Origin of the sequence: Rhodococcus erythropolis NBRC 15567, from assembly GCF_001552595.1 — a bacterium.
Classification (GTDB): domain Bacteria; phylum Actinomycetota; class Actinomycetes; order Mycobacteriales; family Mycobacteriaceae; genus Rhodococcus_F; species Rhodococcus_F erythropolis.
Window position 1 is genome coordinate 107,778 of record NZ_BCRM01000005.1, and the last position, 17,505, is coordinate 125,282.

The window sequence follows — 17,505 nt, forward strand, 5'->3', positions numbered from 1 at the left end:
CGGGACCATCGCGGCGTAAAACGTGCAACACAACCGAGGTTGATCAACACATGTCGAGTTTGCTTTTCCCACTCTTGATCCTCGCACTGCTGGTGCCCATGTTCCTGGGCATGCGCAAGCAGAAGAAGGCTTTGGCTGCCACTTCCGAGATGCAGGACTCGCTGCAGGTCGGCGATCGAGTGCAGACCACGGCCGGGCTCTATGCCACGATTGCTTCTCTGGACGACGACACCGTGGACCTCGAGATCGCCGACGGTGTCATCACCACCTGGTCGCGTCTGGTCATCCGTGAGCGCGTTGTCGAGACGACCGAAACCGACGAGTACGACGACGACTCGGTTTCCGAGATCGAAGAATCAGCTGCTGACACCGAAATCCGGCTCACCAAGGAGTCCTGACTTCGTCGACCTGGCACGTGTTCTAGAGTTGTGAACTCGGACACACGTCCAGATTGGTTGGTCTGTAGTAGTTCTTTCATCGGAGTAGTTCTTTCACCAGCAGCTCAGTTCATCCCGTTGATCAATCGTTGCAGTTCGAACGCCGCAGCTCGGGTGGTCGTAGACCGCCCGAGCCCTGCATTTACTGAAGCTCTGCACCTACTGAGGAGACTTAAAGATCGTGGCACCTTCCACCGGAACGGTGCATCCGGTCCGCTACCTGGCCCTTTTCGGGGTCCTGGTGGTGGCACTGTATGCCCTGGTGTTCTTCACTGGAGACAAGTCGGCCACGCCGAAACTCGGCATCGACCTGCAGGGTGGAACGCGCGTCACGTTGACCGCTCGTACCCCGGACGGCAGCGCTCCCAGTCAGGACAGTCTCAAGCAGGCTCAGGAAATCATCGAGACCCGCGTCAACGGTCTCGGCGTTTCCGGCTCCGAGGTCGTCGTCGACGGTGACAACCTCGTCATCACCGTTCCCGGCGACGACAGTGCGCAGGCTCGCTCGCTCGGCCAGACCGCCCGTCTGTACATCCGCCCGGTGACGGGTTCGATCGATGTCGCCACCCGTGACGCGAATCGGACAGCTACCCCTGAGGCGCCGGCGGCCGAAACTCCGGCCACTGATGCTCCGGCTCCCGAGGTACCGGCCGACGGGACCCAGACGCCGCAGAACCGCCCGTTCCTGGCTCAGGACCCGACCACTCCGGAGGCAACCCCGGCGCCGGAGACGACAACACCGGCTCCCCCCGCGGACGCATCGAGTGACGGCACCGACGAAGGCGACGCAGCAGCAGCGGAAATCGCCGCAGCGCGCGCCCTCCGACAGAGCAGCGATCCGACGGTGCAGCAGCAAGCAGTGGCGAACCTCGACTGCTCCGTCGCGGATCCGCTCCGTGGAAACGACGACCCGACTCTTCCGCTGGTCGCGTGCTCGCAAGACGGACTGAACATCTATCTTCTCGGTCCTTCGATCATCGACGGCCAGGAGATTGCCGACGCGTCTTCGGTCTTCAACTCGCAGCAGTCGCGCCACGAGATCAGCCTCTCGTTCAAGACGACCGGCAGCAACACCTGGGCCGAGTTCACCTCAGCCAACATCGGCAAGCAGGCAGCGTTCACGCTCGACTCGAAGGTCGTCAGCGCTCCCACGATTCAAGGTGCAACGCCTGCGGGTAGCGCGACCTCGATCACGGGCAGTTTCACTGCGGAGAGCGCCAAAGAACTTGCCAACACTCTGAAGTACGGTTCGCTTCCGCTCTCGTTCGCAGCCTCCGAGGCCGAGACGGTCTCGGCAACGCTCGGCCTGGCCTCACTTCAGGCGGCATTGATTGCCGGCGCGGTCGGTCTCGTTCTCGTTCTGCTGTACTGCCTCGTCTACTACCGGATGCTCGGCGTCCTGACGGCGTTGTCGCTGATCCTCTCCGGAGTCATGGTCTACGCGATCATGGTTCTGCTCGGTAGATACATCGGCTTCACACTCGACTTGGCCGGCATGGCTGGTCTGATCATCGGTATCGGTATGACCGCCGACTCGTTCGTCGTGTTCTTCGAACGCATCAAGGACGAAATGCGTGAGGGCCGTAGCTTCCGCTCCGCGGTGCCACGCGGTTGGGCGCGAGCGCGCCGAACAATTCTGTCCGGCAACGCGGTGAGCTTCATCGCCGCTGCAGTTCTGTACGTGCTGGCGGTCGGACAGGTGCGAGGCTTCGCCTTCACCTTGGGTCTGACCACCATCCTCGACGTGATTGTCGTGTTCCTCGTGACGTGGCCACTGGTCAGTATGGCGTCCCGTTCGGCGTTCTGGTCCAAGCCCAGCGTCAACGGTCTCGGCGCAGTGCAAGAGGTTGCCCGCGAACGTAAGGTTGCCGCCGCTGCGTCGGCTAAGGAGACACGAGCATGAGCGAGTCCAACAACTCCCCGGTGGGGTCCAACAACAGTTCCTCGGCCGAGTCCGCCGATGCCGCAGCCCGGTCGGAGATCACCGACTCCGGCGTCGATCAGGGCGCGATGCCCAAGCACAGTTGGCTCTCGCGGCTGTACACGGGAACGGGTGCGTTCGAGGTCGTCGGCAGGCGTCGTTTCTACTACGGACTGACCGGCGCTCTGGTCGCCATTGCGCTGCTCAGCATCATCCTGCGCGGCTTCACCTTCGGTATCGATTTCGAGGGCGGATCGCGCATTCAGTTCCCGGCCGAGGGTGGAGTCGAGACGTCGGAGGTGGAAACCGTCTACTCCGACACACTCGGGTTCGAGCCGGTCAGCGTGCAGACGGTCGGCTCGGGTGCCAGCGCCACCGTGCAGATTCGGTCGGAGACGTTGAACGCGACGCAGATCAACGATCTGCAGTCGGCGCTCTTCGACGAGTTCCAGCCCAAGGACAAGAACGGGAACCCGTCGGCGCAGGCCATCAGTTTTGCGGACGTGAGTGAAACCTGGGGCGGCCAGATCACCAAGAAGGCGCTGATCGCGCTGATTGTGTTCCTGGTGATCGTGAGTATCTACATCGCCATCCGCTTCGAGCGGGACATGGCGGTAGCCGCGATTGTCGCGTTGTTCTTCGACATCATCGTCACTGCCGGCGTCTACTCGCTCGTCGGTTTCGAGGTGACGCCCGCGACGGTGATCGGTTTGCTCACCATTCTCGGTTTCTCGCTGTACGACACAGTGGTGGTGTTCGACAAGGTCGAAGAGAACACACGCGGTGTTCTGCATCTGACGCGCCGGACGTACGGCGAGCAGGCCAACCTCGCGGTGAATCAGACCTTGATGCGATCGATCAACACGACCGTCATCAGTGTGCTCCCGGTGATCGCTCTGATGGTTGTCGCGGTCTGGATGCTCGGCGTCGGCACGCTCAAGGACCTTGCGCTGGTTCAGCTCGTCGGCATCATCGTGGGTGCGTACTCCTCGATCTTCTTCGCGACGCCACTCCTGGTGTCGATGAAGGAACGCTGGGGACCCGTTGCCGCGCACACTCGTAAGGTGCTCTCGCGCCGGGCTACGCTGGCCGAGAAGGGTACGCAGGCGGTTGCCGTCGGCGCGCCCGTTGCACGCCGTGCGCCGGTTGCTCCGCAGCCGGGTGTGCGGCCGACCGGAAAGCGAAACAAGAAGGGGCACTGAACATGCTCCCAAGAACACGCACACTGGTTCGATCGATGACGTTCGTTGCGGCCACCGCTGTGGCTGCCGGTTCGTTGGCGGCCTGCTCGGAAAGCGCCGAGCAGGTTCCGTCCATCGGATATGCCATCGACAACTCCATCTCCACGTACAACGCCAACACGACAGCGGGATCGGTGTCCGGGGCGATGGCTGCGTTCGGCCGGGTGCTTCCCGGCTTCACGTTCACCGGCCCGGCCGGAGCACCTGTGTCGGACACCGACATCGGAACGGCGTCGGAGTTGCCCGGTGACGTGCTCACGGTCTCGTACAAGCTCAATCCGGCGTCGGTGTACTCCGACGGGATTCCGATGTCCTGTGACGATCTGGTCCTCACCTGGGCGGCGTCGAGTGGCAAGTTCACCAAAGACGTCGATGGTGCTGCGAAGCCCATGTTCGACACGGCGAACAATCTCGGTTACGCGGACATCGACCGGATCGACTGCCAGAGCGGGTCGAAGGACGCGACTGTCTTCTTCAAGCCCGGGCGATCGTTCACCGATTGGCGGTCGTTGTTCGGTGCGACTGCATTGATGCCATCACACATCGTGACGCAGCGCGCCGGAGTCGGCGACGTGGTGAGCGCGGTGAATGCCGGTGACACCGAAGCGTTGTCGAAGATCGCCGACTTCTGGAACACCGGGTGGAACCTGACTCCAGGTCAGGTGGACACCTCCGTACTGCCTTCCGCTGGTCCGTATCGAATCGACTCGTACAGCGCCGACGACGGCCTGGTGCTGGTCGCGAACGAGCGGTGGTGGGGCAACAAGCCCGCGACCGATCGCATCGTCGTCTGGCCACGTGGTGTGAATCTGACCGAGGATCTCGACAAGAACTCGATCGAGGTCGTCGACGTCGCTTCCGGGTCGGCCGGCGAGCTCGGTACTCCGTCCGGGTTCGACGTCCAACAGATTCCGTCGCGGTCGATCGAGCAGTTCGTTCTCGCGACGTCTGGTTCGCTGGGCGACGAAGCCGCCCGTCGAGCGTTCGCGCATTGTGTTCCGCGGACAACTCTGTTCGAGAAGTTCGGGCAGACGGATAACGCGCCGCAGGCTGGTCTGGGTTCCGGCGTGGTCGATTCGCGACTGATGGCGCCGGATTCACTCGTTTACAGCGACGCCGCTGCGGTCGACGGTGACCGGTACGCCAATGCCGACGTCGATGCCGCGAAGACGTCGTTGTCGGAAGCCGATCTCGACCAGTTGACCGTCCGGGTCGGGTACCTCGCACCGGACCCGGTGCGGGCGCAGATCGTCTCTGAAGCGAAAGCCGCGTGTGCTCCGGCGGGAATCACGATCGAGGACGCGAGTACCGACAGCTTCGATCCTGCGAGTCTGCAGTCCGGGGGAGTCGACGCTGTGCTTTCCGGCATGGCAGGCAAAGTCGGGGCAGGCGGAACAGCGAGCATGATCGACGCGCGCGGAGCGTTGCGATCGGGCAACGGCGCAAACCTCGGTACGTACGGAAATGCACGGATCGATCAGATCATCGATCAGTTGAACGTGGATGCGAGCACCAGTGCGCAATTGGGACTCTCGGTGGAGGCGGAGAACATCCTGTGGACACAGGTGCCTACGATTCCACTGTTCAATCAACTACGAACTGTCGCTGTAGCTCCAGGCATGTCGGCAGTGTTGGTCAATCCGACTCGGGCCGCTACCGGCTGGAACATGGACAGATGGGTATTACGCAGATGAGCGTCTCGAATGGTGTTGCCTTGCACACGCCTGAAGAATTGATCGCAATCCACCGGGCTGCCGGAGACGCCGTTGTTCGGCTGACCCGTTGGGCGGACAACTTTCCCGGGCCCGGGGTTCGGTTCGCCGATCTGACTCCGGTGTTCGCCGACGCCGAGGGGTTCGGGGCTGTGCTCGACGCCCTTGTCGCCTGTGCTCCGGACGCCGACACGATTGCCGCCGTCGATGCTCGCGGGTTCCTGCTCGGTGCCGGCGCGGCTGCGAAGATGGGTGCTGGGGTGGTGGCCGTGCGGAAGGTCGGCAAACTGCCGCCGCCGGTGCTATCTCGTTCGTACAGCCTCGAGTACGGATCTTCGACGCTCGAGATTCCTGCAAACGGCTTCGATCTCACCGGGCGGAATGTTCTGGTGATCGACGACGTTCTGGCTACCGGAGGGACACTCGAGGCGGCTGTACAGTTGGTTGAGTTGGGTGGAGCGAACGTCGTCGGCGTCGCAGTGGTGCTCGAGATCGAGGAACTGCGCGGTCGAGATCGCTTCTTGAAGTACCCACTGACATCCCTGGTGAAGGTCTGAGTATTAAAGTTGTCTCCTGGGGGTCGAGTTAGACCTCCAGGGCAATTACCCGATGCAGGGCGGTTGCCTCAACCAACTCGGTGGTAGGAGGTGGCGACATGACGTCGAATCTTGATCGATCACAGAACTCGGGTGCAGTGTCGCAGGAGACGGGTGCAGATCCGGCTCCGGAGACGACACCATCGAAGTCCGCGGTGCCCGACGATTCGGGATCTGCGCAAACTGCCGGCAATCGGGGTGGGCAGAACCTGGCCGTGCCCGCTTCCGCCTCCCGTAGGGTGCGCGCTCGGCTTGCTCGGCGCATCACCGGTCAGCGCAACGCCACCATCCGCCCGGTGCTCGAGCCGTTGGTCAGCCTCCACCGTGAGCTGTATCCGAAGGCCGACCTCGCGCTGCTCCAGCGTGCGTACGACGTCGCCGAGGACAGACATTCGAGCCAGCGTCGCAAGTCCGGCGATCCGTACATCACGCATCCGTTGGCCGTCGCAAGCATTCTGGCCGAGTTGGGTATGGACACCACCACCCTCGTCGCAGCCCTGCTGCACGACACCGTCGAGGACACCGGGTACTCACTCGAAGAGTTGACCAAGGACTTCGGTGACGAGGTCGCTCACCTCGTCGACGGAGTCACCAAACTCGACAAGGTCGTTCTGGGCACCGCCGCCGAGGGCGAAACCATCCGCAAGATGATCATCGCGATGGCGCGGGACCCGCGCGTGCTCGTGATCAAGGTCGCGGATCGTCTGCACAACATGCGCACGATGCGATTCCTGCCGCCCGAAAAGCAAGCACGTAAGGCGCGAGAGACTCTCGAAGTCATTGCGCCACTTGCACATCGACTTGGAATGGCGACCGTCAAGTGGGAACTCGAGGATCTCTCGTTCGCTATCCTGCACCCGAAGAAGTATGACGAGATCGTTCGACTGGTCGCCGATCGCGCGCCTTCTCGTGACACCTATCTGGCCAAGGTTCGCGCCGAGATCAACTCGACTCTGTCCGCCTCGCGGATCAACGCCATCGTCGAAGGCCGGCCCAAGCATTACTGGTCGATCTATCAGAAGATGATCGTCAAGGGCCGCGATTTCGACGACATCCATGATCTGGTCGGCGTCCGCATCCTGTGTGAAGAAGTGCGTGACTGTTACGCCGCGGTCGGCGTTGTCCACTCACTGTGGCAGCCGATGGCCGGACGCTTCAAGGACTACATCGCACAGCCGCGCTACGGCGTCTACCAGTCACTGCACACCACCGTCGTGGGACCGGAAGGCAAGCCCCTGGAGGTCCAGATCCGGACCCAGGACATGCACCGGACCGCGGAGTTCGGTATCGCCGCGCACTGGCGGTACAAGGAGACCAAGGGCAAACACGCGGGCGACATCGCCGAGGTCGACGACATGGCGTGGATGCGTCAGCTACTCGACTGGCAACGTGAAGCGGCCGATCCGGGGGAGTTCCTCGAATCGTTGCGTTACGACCTCGCGGTCAAGGAGATCTTCGTCTTCACGCCAAAGGGTGACGTGATCACGTTGCCTGCCGGATCGACTCCCGTCGATTTCGCGTATGCGGTGCACACCGAGGTCGGGCACCGATGCATCGGTGCCAGGGTCAACGGCCGACTGGTCGCGCTGGAACGAACTCTCGAAAACGGCGAAGTGGTGGAGGTCTTCACGTCGAAGGCTGCCACCGCCGGGCCGAGCCGAGATTGGCAGACGTTTGTCGTCTCGCCGCGTGCCAAGGCGAAGATCCGTCAGTGGTTCGCGAAGGAACGCCGCGAAGAGGCGCTCGAGTCCGGCAAGGATCAGATCGCGAAGGAAGTCCGCCGTGTGGGACTTCCGTTGCAGCGGTTGATGAATGCCGAATCGATGAGCACGATCGCGCATGAACTTCGCTATCCCGACGTCTCGGCGTTGTACACGGCGGTAGGCGAGAGCCAGGTGTCAGCGCACCACGTCGTGCAGCGACTGGTTGCTCATCTGGGCGGCGTCGGCGCCGTCGAGGAGGAACTGGCCGAGCGTTCGACGCCGTCGACCATGCCGGTGCGCACCCGCAGTACGGGTGACTCCGGAATTCTGGTTCCCGGAGCACCCGGTACGGTGGCAAAACTCGCAAAGTGTTGCACGCCGGTTCCGGGCGATTCGATTCTGGGCTTCGTCACGCGCGGTGGGGCGGTCAGCGTGCACCGTACCGACTGCACCAACGCCAACTCGCTCCACGATCAGTCGGAGCGAATCATCGACGTCGAATGGGCACCGTCAGCGACCTCGGTGTTCCTGGTCGCGATCCAGATCGAGGCGCTCGACCGTCATCGGTTGCTTTCCGACGTCACCAAGGCGTTGGCCGACGAGAAGGTGAACATCCTGTCGGCCTCGGTCACCACCTCAGGTGACCGAGTGGCGATCAGCAAGTTCACCTTCGAGATGGGTGACCCGAAGCATCTGGGTCATGTGCTCAACGTGGTTCGCAATGTGGAAGGCGTCTACGACGTCTACCGCGTGACCTCTGCTTCGTAAACTGCTGTGCGCCTTTATTAACCGCGGGCGGTTAATAAAGGCGCACAGTCGGTCAGGCGACTACTGCAGTCTCGATGGTGATCGGGGCGTTGGGTGCGCCGCCACCGGTTGCGCCCATGCCTCCGTCGTCGCCGTCGGCTGCGATCTTCTCGATCGTCGCCAGGCCGGCGTCGTCGATCTTTCCGAAGACCGTGTAGTTGGGCGGCAAGACCGAATCCTCGTAGACGAGGAAGAACTGGCTGCCGTTGCTGCCCGGTGCACCCGAGTTGGCCATTGCGAGCGTGCCGCGGGGGTAGACGGCAGGCAAGGAGAGCGCCGGATCGTTAGCGGAGTACGCAGTGGTCGGGTACTCGTTGTCGAATCCGTAGCCCGGTCCGCCCGTGCCCTTGCCCGAGGGATCGCCGCACTGCAGGATCTGAAGACCGGGTGTGGTGACCAGTCGATGGCACGGGGTGTCGTCGAAATACTTCTGCTCGGTCAAGCTCACGATGCTGTTGACCGTGCATGGGGCTTCTGCCCGGTTCAGTTCCATCCCGATCGGGCCGGCCGTAGTCGTGAGCGCGACGTTGACGGTTCCCTCGGTGGACACGCCCGTGGAGTTCGGCGGATTGACGGTCTTTGCAGCGCCCGCCGCGCTCGGGTACGAGCAGTCGACAGTCGCCGACGCCGGAGTCGGGACAGGCGGGAGTGCGTCGAACTGTGACATGTCGAGCGGCGGCATGGCAGCCGTTGTCGTCTTCGCCTTGGAGGTGCTGGACGGCGAGTCCGAGCTACCGGAATCACTGGAACAACCAGCCAGAAGCAGCGCTGCGGCGCTTGCAGCGGCAATAACTACAGGAAAGCGCATCACAGGATTACGTCGCATCAGTCGAGCCTTACTGTCTTGATGTCGGTGGTCAGATTCGGCTTGCCGTCACCCTCTGGTGTCGATCCGCCGGCCGCGACCTTGTCCAAAGTGGCGAGACCGGTCTCGTCGATCGTGCCGAAAACCGTGTACTGCGGCGGGAGTTGTGAGTCGCCGTAGACGAGGAAGAACTGGCTGCCGTTGCTACCGGGTGCCCCGGTGTTGGCCATCGCAACCGTGCCGCGCGCGTAGGTGACGGGCTCTTGCGCTGCCGGGTCGGTGGTGGCGTACGCCGTGGTGGGGAACTCGTTGTCGAATCCGTAGCCCGGTCCGCCGGTGCCGGTGCCCGACGGGTCACCGCACTGCAGAACCTGGAGCGAGGGGCTCGTCGTCATGCGGTGGCAGGTGGTGTCGTTGAAGTAATCCTGCTGCGCCAAGCTCACGAAGCTGTTGACCGTGCACGGAGACTTCGTTCCGTCGAGCGTGAGCCCGATGTTTCCCTGCGAGGTCTCGACGCTGATGCTCGGCGTCGCGTCCGGCGCGGTGGTGGGAATCCCGTCGGTACGAGGAGGGTTGTTGGCCTTGGACGCGGTAGCGCCGTCAGCCGGGTACGAGCAGGAAACCGTGTCGGCCAGCGGCGTCGACAGACCGGCCGGCATTGCGCCCGCGGTCTGCGGCGTGAGGCTCGAATCGTCGGCAGCAGTGTTGGTGGTGTTCGCGTCGTCGTCACTGCGATTGCTGAACCAGATGAGTCCACCGACGACACCGACTACGACGACCACGCCGAGCGCAGTTCCGGCTATCGTCATCTGCTTGCGCTTGCGGGCACGTTCTGCGCGACGTTCGAGCTGACGCTCGAGCTTGCGTTTCGCCGCCTCGCGGCGTTGCTCGTTACTCGGCACTGCTGTAGTCCTCCGTATCGCGGGTGGATCGTGGTCGGCCCGCCGAGCGACACCCTGGGGTCGGCTTCGGCAAGCGGCTCTACTCGTCGTCAGAGTCTCCCATTGCAACCTGAGAACTTACTGGCGGGGCAGCAGCTTAGGCTGTAACCGACAGCGTGTTGTTCGTTTCCACCCTTCGAAGAGGAGTTGCCCCCGTGCTCGTCACTGGTTTTCCGGCCGGGATGTTCCAAACCAACTGCTACATACTCGCTCAGGACGACGCGTGCGAATGCGTAGTCGTCGATCCGGGTCAGGATGCAGCCGAGCCGCTCTTCGAATATCTCGACTCCAAGGACATGTCGGTCAATGCAGTACTTCTGACCCACGGTCACCTCGATCATGTGTGGTCGGCCCGCGAGGTCTGTGAGCGGTACTCCGTGCCCGCCTACATCCATCCCGAGGATCGCTACATGCTCAGCGATCCGGCACGGGGGATCGGCCCGACGATGAAGGAATTCATTCAGGGCATGACGTTCGTGGAGCCGGACGAGGTGATCGAACTGAGCGACGGAGACAAGATCACCGAGGCCGGAATGACGTTCGTCGTGGACCACACGCCCGGGCACACGCAGGGATCGGTGGTGTTCCGCACCCAGGCGAACACCGAGAGCGGGCCCGTGGACTTGGCGTTCACAGGTGACACCCTGTTCCAGGGTTCCATCGGGCGCAGCGACCTGCCAGGCGGAAATCACGAGCAGTTGCTCGCTTCGATCGCCCGCAAGCTACTGGTACTCGGTGACGAGACCGTGGTCCTGCCCGGGCACGGTGGCAACAGTTCGATCGGCGCCGAGCGAAGCTCGAACCCGTTTCTCGTTGGACTCAGCGCACAGAAATAAGGAAAAGTACCTCTCGTGAGTAAAGCCAGCACCTTCTCTGCACCCAAGGGAATTCCGGACTACGTTCCGCCGCAGTCAGCCGAATTCGTCGCCGTTCGTGACGGTTTGACGCGCGCCGCCAGGTTGGCCGGGTACGGCCACATCGAATTGCCGATCTTCGAGGACACCGGCCTGTTCGCGCGCGGTGTCGGCGAGTCGACCGACGTCGTCAGCAAAGAGATGTACACGTTCGCCGATCGCGGTGACCGTTCGGTGACGTTGCGTCCCGAGGGAACCGCCGGTGTCATGCGTGCCGTCATCGAGCACAGCCTCGATCGTGGACAGTTGCCGGTCAAGGTCAGCTACGCGGGCCCGTTCTTCCGCTACGAGCGCCCGCAGGCCGGCCGCTACCGCCAGTTGCAGCAGGTCGGCGTCGAGGCCATCGGGATCGACGACCCCGCGCTCGACGCTGAGGTCATCGCGATCGCCGACGCCGGATTCCGGTCGTTGGGGCTCGACGGCTTCCGCCTCGAAATCACCTCTCTCGGCGATGACACCTGCCGACCGCAGTACCGCGAACTGCTGCAGGAGTTTCTCTTTGCACTTCCGCTCGACGAAGACACACGTCGACGCGCCGAGATCAACCCGCTTCGGGTGCTCGACGACAAGCGCCCAGATGTACGCGAGATGACGGCCGGCGCACCGCTCATGCTCGATCACCTCTCGGAGAGCTGCAAGGCGCACTTCGACGAGGTACTAGCGCACCTCGACGCCTTGGGAGTTCCCTACGTCGTCAACCCGCGCATGGTCCGCGGCCTCGACTACTACACCAAGACGACCTTCGAATTCGTGCACGACGGACTGGGCGCGCAGTCCGGAATCGGTGGTGGTGGTCGTTACGACGGACTGATGGAACAGCTGGGCGGACAGCCGCTCTCGGGGATCGGGTTCGGAATCGGCGTCGACCGCACGGTTCTCGCGCTCGAGGCCGAGGGTAAGTCGGTTGCGCCACCGGCACGTGTCGACGTCTTCTGTGTACCGATGGGAGCCGAGGCGAAGGCGGCACTGGTGAAGATCGCACACCAGTTGCGTGCCAATGGGATTCGCGTCGACCTGGCGTACGGAACTCGTGGCGTCAAGGGCTCGATGAAAGCGGCCGATCGCTCGGGCGCCGCAGTCGCGTTGGTTCTCGGCGAGCGCGAGCTCGAAGAGGGCGTTGTCGTTGTCAAACAATTGGCGACGGGTGAGCAGGAGACGGTGCCGCTCGACCAAGTTGTCGACAAGCTCGGGGATCTCGTTGAGCACTGAGGCTGAACCGGTTTCGCTCGATCTGGTTCCCGTGGCGTTGATCGCGCCGCGGCTGAAGAAGTTCGCCGTTGTTGTTGTGGTCTTCGGTGTGGTCGTCGGGTTGATCGTCAGTGTGTTCTCGACGGTGACGGTCGGAGTGATCGTCGGTGCCGTCATCGCGGTTCCGACGTCACTGGCGATTCTGATGACGCTGCGCCGGCATATCACCTTGTATGGCAACAGGATTCGAGCACAAGCTGGTTTTCGAACCAACGACGTCGACGTGGCCGAGGTGCTCACGGCGGCGTTGACGGTGCGATCCGGCCGGATCAGCGAGGTCAGCCTGACACTCGGTGACGGTCGGTCCACCGTGCGAATACCGCTGGCGCTCTACACGGCAGGGGGCGGGCGCGAGTTGGAGATCCTTGCACTCCGCAAGCTCGCCGACGCCCTGGCAGCAAGCGAGTTGGTACCGGCTGCCGCCTTGTCCTCGGTGCTGATCGAACAGTTGCGTGCCGAAGCCCGCGGTGCCGGACTGGCCGAGCGTCCGCTCTACCGCGCCGTCGAACTCGTGACGGCGGAGGGACGAGTGCCGAGAACCACACTCACAGACCACGAAGTGGCCGGATTACTCGACTAGCGTGGAAACCGTTCTTACAGCGTTGTAGAACGGACAGTCGTGAAAACGGCAGGTGAGGAGTCGGCAATGAGTATTGCGCCCGTAACCGTCACGGTGACCGGTGCGTCGGGTCAGATCGCATACGGCATGCTTTTCCGCATAGCTGCGGGGGAGATGCTCGGCGCTGACGTACCGATCAAACTTCGACTGCTCGAGATTCCCGCCGCCGTGTCCGCTGCCGAAGGCGTCGCGATGGAGCTCGAAGACGGCGCATTTCCCTTGCTGAGCTCCATCGACATCACCGACGATCCCGATGTCGCCTTCTCCGGCGCGAACGTCGGGATGCTGGTCGGTGCACGTCCGCGGAGCAAGGGGATGGAGCGCGCCGACTTGCTGAGCGCGAACGGCGCTATTTTCACAGCGCATGGGAAGGCGATCAACAACAACGCAGCCTCGGACGTCAAGGTGCTGGTCGTCGGAAACCCGGCCAACACCAACGCTCTCATCGCGATGAACAACGCGCCGGATGTACCCGATACTCGGTTCAGCGCGCTGACGCGCCTCGACCACAACCGAGCGATTGCGCAGGTGGTGAAGAAGACCGGCGTTCGTGCGTCGTCGGTGCGCAAGGTGTCCGTCTGGGGAAACCATTCGGCGACGCAGTACCCGGACCTGTCCCACGCGACCGTCGCGGGTGAGCCTGCGCTCGCGGTGATCAACGACCGAGACTGGGTGGAGAACGATTTCATCCCGACTGTGCAGGTACGAGGCACCGCCATCATCGCTGCGCGTGGATCGTCCTCTGCGGCAAGTGCGGCCAGCGCGTCGATCGACCACGTCCGCGACTGGGTGATCGGAACGGCCGAGGACGACTGGGTATCCATGGCCGTCTGTTCGGACGGTTCCTACGGGGTGCCCGAAGGATTGATCTCGTCCTTCCCGGTGACCTGTGCCGATGGTGAATTCGCTATCGTTCCGGATCTCGCGACCGACGACTTCTCACGCGAACGGATTGACCTGTCCGTCAGCGAATTGGAGCAGGAGCGTGCGGCGGTACGGGAGTTGGGCTTCGTTTGAGGTTGTAATGCCGCCCCGGCCGGGCAGTCCCGATCAGAGATCTCGGAACAGGTACTGATCGGGATTCTCGGCACCGAGCACGGGCGGTGACACCATCGGTAGATCGTCGACCATCGAGTTTTCGTCACCGGCGCTGACGAGATACCCCGGAGTCGTGCGTGACGACTCGTCGTCCCGCGTTCCGCGAGGACCGCCGCCCATCATGCCGCCCGGCGATATGCCGCTACTGCCGACCGCCGAAGATGGTGCACCCAGGCCGGGCGTTGCTACCGGAACCGGTTGAACTGCAGCAACTCCCGCTGCACCTCTCATCGTTCCACCGGTAGTGCCGCTTCCACCCACCCATGCTCCGCCGGAGCTCGCTGTCGCACTGGGCGACGGCGACCCGCCGGCTGCGAGTGACGTCGACGAATTGCCTGCGCCCCACAGCTTGTCGACGCCGGTCGGAAGTCCGGCGCCTGCCTGCGCTGCCGAGGTCCGAACGGCGTCGGCGCCTGAGTGGGTGGAGAACGGTGCGTCGCCGGCATCGGTCGATCCAGGCAGCGGCGATCCAGACAGCGGCGATGCCGACACGGCTGATGCCGCCAGAGGTTGGGCGATCTGACGGGCGGCGTCGGCGAGCGCCTCCGGAGTGGCAAGGTTGGCGAGAGCCTCACCGATCGGTGGAGTCGGCACGGGGATCGACCCGGCAAGGGCGTTCATGGCAGCGGTGTGCCCGAGCATTTCCCCGCGAGTCTGTGTCACCGCCGCGACGGCTGCCTGCATGTGTTCGGCTGCGGAGGCAATCAGCATCGCCTGTCCTGGTGGTGTCCACGCGATCGGTGCAGCAGCTGCAACCGTGGTCGCGAAGGACTGCGCGATCGCCGCGAGATTCGCGTTGCCTCGCTGCACCGATTCCGCGGCGGCAGCAGCGGTTTTCGATATCGCGGTTCCGCGTTCGCTCAATTCTGCGCCGCTGTTCTGAGCGGATCGCGACAGTTCGGTCGCGGCTTCACTGCCGGTGCTGTTCCAGGTCTGGCCCACCTCGGCGACCGCGCTTTGGGACAGTCCCATGGCTTGGTCGATGAGAGTGGACGCCTGGTTGAAGATGCCGACGGGATCGACGCCGGCAAAAGTGCCGGTGCCGAGGCTCTTCCCGAGTTCGATCAACGGCGCGAACAGATCTTCGATTCCGGGTAATGCCGGAACCGGTATGCCGGCGAGCATCGATTCGACCGTGTTGTTCGGCAATGCCGGGGCCGGAGCACCACCTTGAAGGAATTCGAGGACCGTCGTCGAGTCGTCTTCGGTGTTCATGCGATCGGTGTCGATGCGATCGCTGTTCACGCGATCGCTGTTCACGCGGTCACGTCCGTCGATCCAGCGATGCCGGCGAGATCTGACGCGGTTGAAAGATCTGTGGTGTCGTAGGCCTGAGCGGCTGCACTCGCCGTTGCTGCGTTGCCGGCGTAGAAGGTCGCCAGTGCTGCAACATCTTTGGTGTGAGTTGCCTGGGCGCGCGCGAATGCCGCGAGAAACTCGATGCCGACAGGACCGACGGCTGGTGCGACTGCCGCGATGTTGGCGCCCAGATCGACGGCGGCGGCCTGCGCGATGTGTCCTGCAGCTTCGGCCGACGTCGAGCCGTACCTTCGGATGTCGTCAGTGACGACAGTCAATTCGCTCATCATTACCCCCCAGTTGGTAAGCGTCGTGAGAACTGTATCGGAGAGAAGCGGCGCCGGAGGGGAGTGGACACGGCTCACCCTGCGCTTTCCGGACAACCTGGACGAAGTGGCAGAGATTACATTCTGATCCGGTGTTGGTTATGCGGGTGCGATCGATTTGGCACACTCGAACCATGCGAACCGCTTCGGACGTCATCCTCCGACTCACGTCCGATCCAGCTCGGTGTGGGCTGGTGATGGATTTCGACGGCGTGCTTGCACCTATCGTCGACGATCCGTCGGCCAGTGCGCTCCTGCCCGGTGCCGAGGAGGTGCTCGCGACTTTGTCGAGGCACTTCGGCGTGGTGGGCTTGCTCTCGGGACGGCCGGCGTCGTTCTTGCGAGAACGACTGAGTCTGGATTCGGTTGTTCTCATGGGTTCCTACGGCGTCGAGACCTGGACGGAGAACGGAATCGAAGTGCTTCCGGCCGTCGCTGCGTTCAGTGATGCCGTCGCCGAAGCAGAAGCCGAACTGCGTCGCCTGTTCGACTCTCAGTCAGTTCCTGGCATCCACGTCGAGAGCAAAGGCCTTGCGGTGGCTGTGCATTGGCGTCGGGCCGCGGATCGAGCGGTCGCGCAGCGCCTGGTGGAAGCAGCGACGACAGAAATCGCGAGCCGGACCGGGTTGCGGCGTGAGCCCGGCAAGTTGGTCGAAGAATTGCGTCCACCCGTTGAGGAGGACAAGGGGACAGGCCTCCTTCGCGCGATCGCCACCGCAGGCGTCGACGTCGTCGCGTACGCGGGCGACGACCGTGGTGACCTACCTGCCTTTGCTGCTGTCCTTGCCTCGGGTGGAGAAGCGTTGGTGGTCAAGGGCGATGACATTGCACCGGAAGTGGCTGCTGTCGACGGCGTCCAGTTCGACGGCCCGCCGGCATTCCTCGATTGGATGAAAGAGCTTGCCGCGCACCTGGAACGCTGACACGTGAGGTCAGTCTGCCAAGAACTCGACCAGCGCGCGGTTGACCTCTTCCGGATTGTCCTGTGTGCATTGATGTCCGACGCCGGTGATCACCACCCGGCGAGTCAGGTCCGGTAGTTGATCGCTCAGGGCGTCGTAGATTCGATCGAGTTGGCGCGGCATGTCGACCTCTCCCCGCATCAGGAGGGTCTCCTTTCGGGGTGCCGTATCCACCGGGCAGAGTGACGCGAACCCGCTTGTTCCCAGATCCAGCCAGGTCTGCCGTCCGGCGGCCAGCATGCAGTCTGCAACGTATCTGCGAGTTGCGGGATTTCGACTCGACCACCGGCCACTGTAAAAGGCAAAGGGACCCCACGGAATCCGTCGATACAAATGCGTGCCGATTTTGATTGCCGAGGCAGCGGCTCCACTCATTTCCCGGTGCTGGCCAGGGCTGCCGATCATGACGAGCTTGTCTACTCGATTCGCATGACGATGGGTGAACTCCTGCGCGATGTTTCCGCCGAACGAGTGTCCGACGATGCTTGCGCGATCGATTCCGAGCGAGTCGAGCATGACCTTCACGTCGTCGATCACAGTGTCGAGAGTGGCGCGGTGGCCTTCCTCGAGAATCGACAGCCCTTGACCACGTAGGTCGGGCAGCACCAGGGAATAGGCGCCCGCGAGTTCCGCGACCTGGTCGTCGAACATTCGATGATCAACTCCGGCGCCATGCAGGAAGACGATGCATTTCCGATCGAGCGCCGGCGTGCGCCACACACGCATTTCGGTGCCCGGAGTGGAAATAGTCTGGGTTGTCAGAGTCTGCATCGCTGTCCGTTGCCTCAGTTCGTTGCCGAATCAGATAGAAGTGAGCCTATCCTAACTTCTGTGGACCGCGGTTGTGGCAACAAGAAACTGGCCGCACCGGAACAT

The 17,505-nt window shown here is 63.1% G+C and carries 16 protein-coding genes; 11 read left to right on the plus strand and 5 right to left on the minus strand.

Translation table 11 applies throughout. The features are described from left to right. Positions 1 to 50: 50 nt before the first annotated feature. The 6 genes from yajC to RE4_RS10045 all read left to right on the plus strand — a co-directional run bounded on the left by yajC (position 51) and on the right by RE4_RS10045 (position 8,378). Entirely contained in the window at positions 51 to 398 is a 348-nt protein-coding gene (gene yajC, locus RE4_RS10020) for a preprotein translocase subunit YajC (RefSeq protein WP_019748301.1), read from the plus strand. Between the two features lie 220 nt (positions 399 to 618). Continuing rightward, positions 619 to 2,340: a protein translocase subunit SecD gene (secD, locus tag RE4_RS10025; RefSeq protein ID WP_060938516.1), complete on the plus strand. Its 1,722-nt coding sequence runs from the start codon at positions 619 to 621 to the stop codon at positions 2,338 to 2,340. Beyond that, positions 2,337 to 3,560, plus strand: a complete 1,224-nt coding sequence (secF, locus tag RE4_RS10030; RefSeq protein ID WP_060938517.1) for a protein translocase subunit SecF — start codon at positions 2,337 to 2,339, stop codon at positions 3,558 to 3,560. The genes secD and secF overlap by 4 nt, the downstream gene beginning before the upstream one ends. Before the next feature lie 2 nt (positions 3,561 to 3,562). Beyond that, the gene (locus tag RE4_RS10035; protein WP_020969532.1) at positions 3,563 to 5,293 is read left to right on the plus strand and encodes an ABC transporter substrate-binding protein; all 1,731 of its coding nucleotides are present in this window, start codon (positions 3,563 to 3,565) and stop codon (positions 5,291 to 5,293) included. Beyond that, positions 5,290 to 5,868: an adenine phosphoribosyltransferase gene (locus RE4_RS10040; protein WP_019748305.1), complete on the plus strand. Its 579-nt coding sequence runs from the start codon at positions 5,290 to 5,292 to the stop codon at positions 5,866 to 5,868. The genes RE4_RS10035 and RE4_RS10040 overlap by 4 nt, the downstream gene beginning before the upstream one ends. A 98-nt stretch (positions 5,869 to 5,966) precedes the next feature. After that, positions 5,967 to 8,378 (plus strand): RelA/SpoT family protein, encoded by a 2,412-nt coding sequence (locus tag RE4_RS10045; protein WP_029255290.1) that lies wholly within the window; start codon positions 5,967 to 5,969, stop codon positions 8,376 to 8,378. A gap of 52 nt (positions 8,379 to 8,430) precedes the next feature. Here RE4_RS10045 and RE4_RS10050 read toward each other — a convergent pair whose 3' ends face one another. Further along, entirely contained in the window at positions 8,431 to 9,243 is an 813-nt protein-coding gene (locus tag RE4_RS10050) for a peptidylprolyl isomerase (protein ID WP_370671294.1), read from the minus strand. After that, positions 9,243 to 10,124, minus strand: coding sequence for a peptidylprolyl isomerase (locus RE4_RS10055; RefSeq protein ID WP_047888380.1), 882 nt, complete (start codon positions 10,122 to 10,124; stop codon positions 9,243 to 9,245). The genes RE4_RS10050 and RE4_RS10055 overlap by 1 nt, the downstream gene beginning before the upstream one ends. Before the next feature lie 194 nt (positions 10,125 to 10,318). On the opposite strand from RE4_RS10055, the gene RE4_RS10060 reads away from it, so the two are divergent. The 4 genes from RE4_RS10060 to RE4_RS10075 all read left to right on the plus strand — a co-directional run bounded on the left by RE4_RS10060 (position 10,319) and on the right by RE4_RS10075 (position 13,961). Beyond that, positions 10,319 to 10,999, plus strand: a complete 681-nt coding sequence (locus tag RE4_RS10060) for an MBL fold metallo-hydrolase (protein ID WP_019748309.1) — start codon at positions 10,319 to 10,321, stop codon at positions 10,997 to 10,999. A gap of 15 nt (positions 11,000 to 11,014) precedes the next feature. Beyond that, positions 11,015 to 12,286 (plus strand): histidine--tRNA ligase, encoded by a 1,272-nt coding sequence (gene hisS / locus RE4_RS10065; protein ID WP_060938519.1) that lies wholly within the window; start codon positions 11,015 to 11,017, stop codon positions 12,284 to 12,286. Then, complete coding sequence (locus tag RE4_RS10070; protein ID WP_020969537.1) at positions 12,276 to 12,905, plus strand: hypothetical protein; 630 nt, start codon at positions 12,276 to 12,278, stop codon at positions 12,903 to 12,905. The genes hisS and RE4_RS10070 overlap by 11 nt, the downstream gene beginning before the upstream one ends. 66 nt (positions 12,906 to 12,971) lie before the next feature. Continuing rightward, a complete protein-coding gene (locus RE4_RS10075) occupies positions 12,972 to 13,961 on the plus strand; it encodes a malate dehydrogenase (RefSeq protein WP_060938520.1) in 990 nt (329 codons plus the stop codon). A 33-nt stretch (positions 13,962 to 13,994) separates the two neighbouring features. On the opposite strand, the gene RE4_RS10080 is transcribed toward RE4_RS10075, so the two are convergent. Both RE4_RS10080 and RE4_RS10085 read right to left on the minus strand, forming a co-directional pair. Continuing rightward, on the minus strand, positions 13,995 to 15,302 hold the full coding sequence (locus RE4_RS10080; protein ID WP_238076720.1) for a hypothetical protein: 1,308 nt from the start codon (positions 15,300 to 15,302) through the stop codon (positions 13,995 to 13,997). After that, positions 15,299 to 15,628: a type VII secretion target gene (locus RE4_RS10085; protein WP_029255293.1), complete on the minus strand. Its 330-nt coding sequence runs from the start codon at positions 15,626 to 15,628 to the stop codon at positions 15,299 to 15,301. Before RE4_RS10085 ends, RE4_RS10080 begins: the two co-directional genes overlap by 4 nt. A 173-nt stretch (positions 15,629 to 15,801) precedes the next feature. Here RE4_RS10085 and otsB point away from each other — a divergent pair, with 173 nt between their 5' ends. Beyond that, positions 15,802 to 16,590: a trehalose-phosphatase gene (gene otsB, locus RE4_RS10090; protein WP_019748315.1), complete on the plus strand. Its 789-nt coding sequence runs from the start codon at positions 15,802 to 15,804 to the stop codon at positions 16,588 to 16,590. Positions 16,591 to 16,599: 9 nt separating this feature from the next. On the opposite strand, the gene RE4_RS10095 is transcribed toward otsB, so the two are convergent. Next, positions 16,600 to 17,400: an alpha/beta fold hydrolase gene (locus RE4_RS10095; protein WP_060938521.1), complete on the minus strand. Its 801-nt coding sequence runs from the start codon at positions 17,398 to 17,400 to the stop codon at positions 16,600 to 16,602. Between the last annotated feature and the right edge of the window lie 105 nt (positions 17,401 to 17,505).

What these genes read in the sequence shown, in the direction of transcription:
- secF (WP_060938517.1), top strand. Translation starts at nt 2,337, where the DNA reads ATGAGCGAGTCCAACAACTCCCCGGTGGGGTCCAACAACAGTTCCTCG.
- RE4_RS10085 (WP_029255293.1), bottom strand. Translation starts at nt 15,628, where the DNA reads ATGAGCGAATTGACTGTCGTCACTGACGACATCCGAAGGTACGGCTCG.
- RE4_RS10075 (WP_060938520.1), top strand. Translation starts at nt 12,972, where the DNA reads ATGAGTATTGCGCCCGTAACCGTCACGGTGACCGGTGCGTCGGGTCAG.
- RE4_RS10035 (WP_020969532.1), top strand. Translation starts at nt 3,563, where the DNA reads ATGCTCCCAAGAACACGCACACTGGTTCGATCGATGACGTTCGTTGCG.
- otsB (WP_019748315.1), top strand. Translation starts at nt 15,802, where the DNA reads ATGCGAACCGCTTCGGACGTCATCCTCCGACTCACGTCCGATCCAGCT.
- RE4_RS10095 (WP_060938521.1), bottom strand. Translation starts at nt 17,400, where the DNA reads ATGCAGACTCTGACAACCCAGACTATTTCCACTCCGGGCACCGAAATG.
- RE4_RS10040 (WP_019748305.1), top strand. Translation starts at nt 5,290, where the DNA reads ATGAGCGTCTCGAATGGTGTTGCCTTGCACACGCCTGAAGAATTGATC.
- RE4_RS10045 (WP_029255290.1), top strand. Translation starts at nt 5,967, where the DNA reads ATGACGTCGAATCTTGATCGATCACAGAACTCGGGTGCAGTGTCGCAG.
- yajC (WP_019748301.1), top strand. Translation starts at nt 51, where the DNA reads ATGTCGAGTTTGCTTTTCCCACTCTTGATCCTCGCACTGCTGGTGCCC.
- RE4_RS10050 (WP_370671294.1), bottom strand. Translation starts at nt 9,243, where the DNA reads ATGCGACGTAATCCTGTGATGCGCTTTCCTGTAGTTATTGCCGCTGCA.